The sequence below is a fragment of the Ruegeria sp. BHSA162 genome (assembly GCF_059613385.1).
In genome coordinates, this window is record NZ_JBXWSK010000126.1 from 1 (window position 1) to 5,597 (window position 5,597).

The 5,597-nt window shown below is 59.8% G+C and carries 2 protein-coding genes; one reads left to right on the plus strand and one right to left on the minus strand.

Going from position 1 to position 5,597, the window contains the following annotated elements; translation table 11 throughout:
- On the minus strand, positions 1 to 1,717 hold a 1,717-nt coding region (locus AC2FM5_RS19035), incomplete at its 3' end, for a hcalcium-binding protein (RefSeq protein WP_496737498.1).
- 235 nt (positions 1,718 to 1,952) lie between these two features.
- Between AC2FM5_RS19035 and AC2FM5_RS19040 the strand changes: the two genes are divergently transcribed.
- A partial coding sequence (locus AC2FM5_RS19040; protein ID WP_496737500.1) for an Ig-like domain-containing protein occupies positions 1,953 to 5,597 on the plus strand: 3,645 nt, incomplete at its 3' end.

Below are 5,597 nucleotides of genomic sequence, written 5' to 3' on the forward strand. Positions count from 1 at the left end.
CCGTGATTTCTCCGCTAGCATGTGAATAGGGCTTGATGATGTCCACATGACCCGGCAACGAACCTGATGGCAAATCAAGATCGAATTGGCCCTGATCGTCGGCCTGTACCGATATCGGGCTGTTTCCAACTGGCTTGAACACGATCTCAGCATCGCTCAGCGCGGGGTTTGAACCGGAAGACTCTACCGTGACTGGACCCGTCACACCGGCCGAGGCCTCGGGCCCCGTGAGCACGCCAAAGTCAACGGGGATATGATCCGGCCCCTTAAAACCGGACCCGAAGATTTCGGCGCTGGTGAGTGTGCCACCGTCGGCCGAAAATAACTCGACGGTTTCATCCATGAACTCAATCCGAGCCCCTTGTGCCGTTGACGTCACGGTCAGCTGCCCGGGGTTGCGCAACATCGGGTAGTCGAACAGATCCAACCGATCGGTTCCGGCCTCGAAATCCGTGATCGTCGTCAATCCACTGCCGAACCGCATAACGAAGATGTCCGCGCCGGAACCGCCCTGCATGGTGGTTTCACTGCGACCGGCAATCAGAATGTCGTCACCGGCACCGCCCTGCAAATCAGTGTCCAGAACGCCGGCGCTCAGCATGTCGTCCTGAGCGGTTCCAGTTACGATTCCATTCCCCTCGATGACGTTGCCCAAGGTGTCCAGAGACACTGTCAGCTGGGTTGGCCCTGCATCCTGCTGCGATGCCACAAAGATCTGAAGGTCGTCGCCAACATGGGCCACCTCGATGGTCTCAACATTCTGAAGACCGCTATCCAGCGTATCCGCAAAGCTGTCTAGGTAGATCAGCTTGCCATCAGGGGTCATCGTCAGCAGGGTCACTCCGTCATCTCCGCCACCGGCAACGACAAAGACACGTCCATCGACTTCGACGGCCTTCATGTCCTGAACTGCGCCAAAACGGGTACCCAACGTGTCCAACGCATGATCCTGTGGAACCAGTGTTCCGTCTGCGCGCAGCTCCATCACACTGATGGAGTTGCTGCTGGACCCGGCCACCAGAATCCAGGTGTGTCCATACGCATCAACGGTTTCCAACGCTGTCGGAGAACTGATCCCAAGCGTTTGGGTTGTCGTGTTGTCCACTTCGATCAGCGTCCCGCTTCCCTGATCGGCGCTGAACACCCGGATCGCATTGTCGGCGGCATTGGCGGTGACGACATACTGGTTGCTGCCCACCGCCGCGGTCTGCATCGCCCCGGCATTACCCGCGACCGAGCCGACATGACTGAGCGAACCATTCGAGTTCACCACGTAGGTGCCGATGAGCCCACTGTCCTGATGGACCACCGTCAGGTAGTCGACCGCCCCCACCGAGTACTGGACCAATGCGGTGACATCACCGCCTCCGGGAATCGCCGCCGTTTCCTTCAGCGCCCCGATCGTGCCATCCGTATTCAACTCGTACCCGACAAGGCCCGTGGCGGTATCGACGTCCAGTGCCAACAGATCGCTTGCGCCCAATGCGACCAGAGCACCAAGGCTGCCGACCTGCAACGATATGATGCCGCTGAAATACTGATCGTCGTGGAATTGCGGAGCCCCGCCATCCACAAGCTGCCAGACCACGATGCCGCCGCCAGCCCGGGTCGTGCTGTACAGATACGTAACACCGTTAAGCGTTTTTAAAGCCGTATCGCCGATACCTGAATCGAGCGCCGGACTCCCCGTTGCAACCACTCTTTCGAACTGAAGCATCAACTCAGATCACCCCCAATGCCATCGCTGGCAGTCCTTTCGAGGGTGACGCAGTGCCAAGGCAAAGACGAGAACGAAATTGTGGTGAAAACGAGGAATTCGGCTCCAGATTAACTCAATTTTTCAAGGTCCGACCGCATGAATAACTCGGCAGCAGGAAAGAAGAACAGAACTTGGCTTCTTCGGTCTTGCCGCGCGGGTATCCGCGGCCACCAATTGTGAGGACATGATGACGATGAAACCTGTTTCACACGAAGTCTCCATCCAGAAGGACTCACCAGATGCAGGGCATGAGAAGCATGTCCGCAAATGGGTCAAAGCGCGTCTGCGCCGATGGGCCGGATCGGGCGTCGGCGGTGGTTTGGCCTCTGCCCTTCTGGCCTTGCCGGCGCTGGCCCAAGCCACTGAGGAGGAGTTGAGCACATTTCAGTTTGCCGATGTCCTGCCCGGTGTCCAGTCGGTCAAACTGCTGCCCAACGGCGACGTTCAACTGAAGCTTTTGGACGGTCGCACAGTCCTGGTTTCCGCGGAAAACGTGCACGTTCTGGAAAACGGTTCGATCATGATTGCCGAAGACGTGGCCGTTGAAGTCGCGCAGCTTGCAGTGGCAGCTGAAGCCGCCGGAGCAGCGGCAGCTGGTGGTGGCGGCATGGGAGCCGCAGGCGCGGTGCTGGGTGGTTTGGGTCTGGCCGGTGCGGCCGCCGCTGGCGGCGGTGGCGGCGAAGATGCCGCGACGCCCGAGGAATCTCCGCGCCCGCCCAGTCTGAACCTGTCACAGTTGCAGGGAAATTCGCTCAACAGCACCACCGCCAAGGCGTCAGGACCTGACGGCACCGTTTCGGTCGAAGTAACCATCGGGTCGGTCACCAAAACCGTTTCAGCGGGGCCGGACGGCAGTTGGAGCGTTTCGCTGAGCCAAGTCGAGGCTGCAGGGTTGCCTCAGGGGGTCACATCCGTGACGATCCGACACCTGGATGGAGCCGGAGGTGAGATCGATGTCGAAACAGCCACGTACAACATCGACACCATCGCTCCGACCATCGCGGTAACAGGATTTTCCCACGGGGCGGTCATGAATGGGGCCGAGAGCGCGTCAGATCTGGAAATCAGTGGTACGACCGATGCGGAAAAAGGTCAGATGGTGAGTATGGGGTTGAACGGTCAGATCTATACCGCAACCGTGTCCGGCGGCACTTGGAGCGTCACGGTTCCGGCCGCCGATCTGGCGTCTCTGCCCGATGGCGCGACCGTCACTGTGACCGCTGATGTGGTGGATCGGGCAGGCAATCCGGCGGCTCAAGCCACCAACAGCTTTGATACTGACTTTTCCGCCCCAGCCATAACAATAGACGCTGTCGCAGGCGGCCAGATCGACCTTGTAGACGTCGGATCGGACCTGACGATTACCGGCACGACGACCGGCGAAGATGGCCAACCGGTTGTGCTGACCTTCAATGGCCAGACTTACAGCGGCATCGCCTCAGGCGGTGCTTGGAGTGTGACCGTTCCCGCAGCCGACCTCGGCGTTCTGGTCAGTGGCAGCCCCATCAGCATCAGTGCCGCGATCAGCGATGCCGCCGGAAACCCGGCCACGCCTGTTGCGGTTTCGGTACCCGTGGATCTGAGCGGACCGTCCATCTCGATTTCGCCTCTATCCGTCGGTGCGGTGTTGAACGCAGTCGAAGTCGGGGCGGATCTGACGATCAGCGGCACGACCGGAAATGTCACCGATGGCCAGACAGTCACCGTAACTTTGGACGGGCAGACCTACACGGGTCCTGTGTCCGGAGGGACGTGGAGCGTGACCGTGCCGAGCGCGGATTTGATTGCCTTGGCCGACGGCGCAACTTTCACCATCACCGCCGACGTGACGGATGCCGATGGCCTCGTGGCCCCGCAGGCGAGTGCAGGAGTTTCCAAAGACGCAACCGCCCCAACGATCAGCATCGACACGTTTTCGGACGGCGTGGTCATGAACGCGGTCGAACAGGGAACCAACCTCAGCATATCCGGAACGACGACCGCCGAAGACGGCCAGACCGTGACCATAGGAATGAACGGCCAAACCTACAGCGCCACCGTTTCAGGTGGAAACTGGAGTGTCAGCGTTCCCGCAACCGATCTAGCCGGCCTCTCCGACGGAGCCACCGTCACCGTGACCGCCGATGTTTCGGACCTTGCTGGGAACCCGGCCGCACAGGCCACTGGCAGCTTCGACACGGACTTTACGGCCCCCACTCTGTCAATCTCGACGGTATCGGCCGGGGGCACCATGAACCTGGCAGAGCAATCCGGCGGAATGACCGTCTCTGGCATTTCCGACGCGCCTGATGGCACGATCGTCTCGATCCAGGTTCAACGAGCGGACGGGACTGTGGATGTCTCAGGCACCGCTACAGTAACGAGTGGCGCGTGGACCTACACCGCTTCACCCCTCGACCTTAGCGGCCTGCAAGATGCCGAATCCTACACGATTTCCGCGTCAGTCAGCGACGCAGCCGGAAATACACAGACGACTTCGACTGGGTTCAACACCGATTTCAGCGCCCCGACCATCTCACTGAACCCTCTGGGAATTGGATCGGTTCTAGACGTCACCGAGAAGGACAGCGACCTGACAGTATCGGGGACAACAACTGCCGAAGATGGGCAAACAATTACTGTCGGGCTGAACGGGCAGACCTATACTGCCACCGCTTTGGGTGGGGTCTGGTCGACCACCATTCCTACGGCTGATCTGAACGCTCTTTCTGACGGAGCAACTTATTCTATCACCGCATCGGTTTCGGACTTGGCTGGCAACCCCGCTCCTCAGGCGGCAGACTCGGTGACCACCGATTACCGACCCATCCTGACCTTGAATGAGGTCGGTACCAACGACGCGGTTTCGCTGAGTGACGCGCAATCCAGCGGCCTGACGGTCAGCGGTTCATCCATAGGTCTCGGCGCGGGACAAACCGTTGAGGTGATGCTGAACTCGGTCTCTGTCGGCACAGCCACGGTTGCGGCCAACGGTACGTGGAGCCTGAACGTACCTGCCACGGCGTTTTCGGGTACAACGGCGGGTGACCTTTTGGATTTTTCGGTTTCAGCGACGGTTGCCGGAGGACCGAACCCCCTACCCGCGACAGACGTGGCGACGGCTCACGTTCCAGCGGCCTATTTCATCTCCGAGGCAGGTCGCAGCGGGTCGACGATAACTTTCGAAATACATGCCGATGCGGACCGGGACATATCCAGTGGGTTGGCTTTCACGGCCAACTTGGGTTTTGACCCCGCGGTCGTGACCTATGACACGGGATCCGAGGTCGAAAACACCGATTTTGATCTGTTTCTGGCAAACCCGAACGGGGCGGCGGAAATTAGTTTTGGCGGAGCTGCGACAAGCGTCAGCGATCTGACCCAGCCTGTCGTCACGTTCACGATGACGGTGCTGGACCCCACGAAGCCGATCGAGTTGACGATCAACACGCCCGACGGTGGCCCGACCCATTGGGTATTGGGAACAGACGGCGCAGACGCATTGGCGGCCACGGGTATCGACAATGTCATCCGCGGTGGGGACGGCGACGATGTGATCGATCTTTCCGGCGCTGGCCGAGATCTTATCGTTTTCGAAGCGGACCCGACGGCCAACGGCACCGATATCGTAACGGGTTTCACCCTGGGGCCTGCAGCCGACATGGCCGACGCCATTATGTTCAGCGGGTTGGATGTCTCATCGCTTCGCGGTGATGGAACAAGTGTCGAAACACTCGCGATTGGCGACATGATCGCGACCGACACAGGTTTTGTAGGGCTGACAACCACACTCACCGATCTGACAACCGATACTCTGGAAGCCGCCGCAGAAACGCTTACCGGGGCTCAAGCCGGAGAT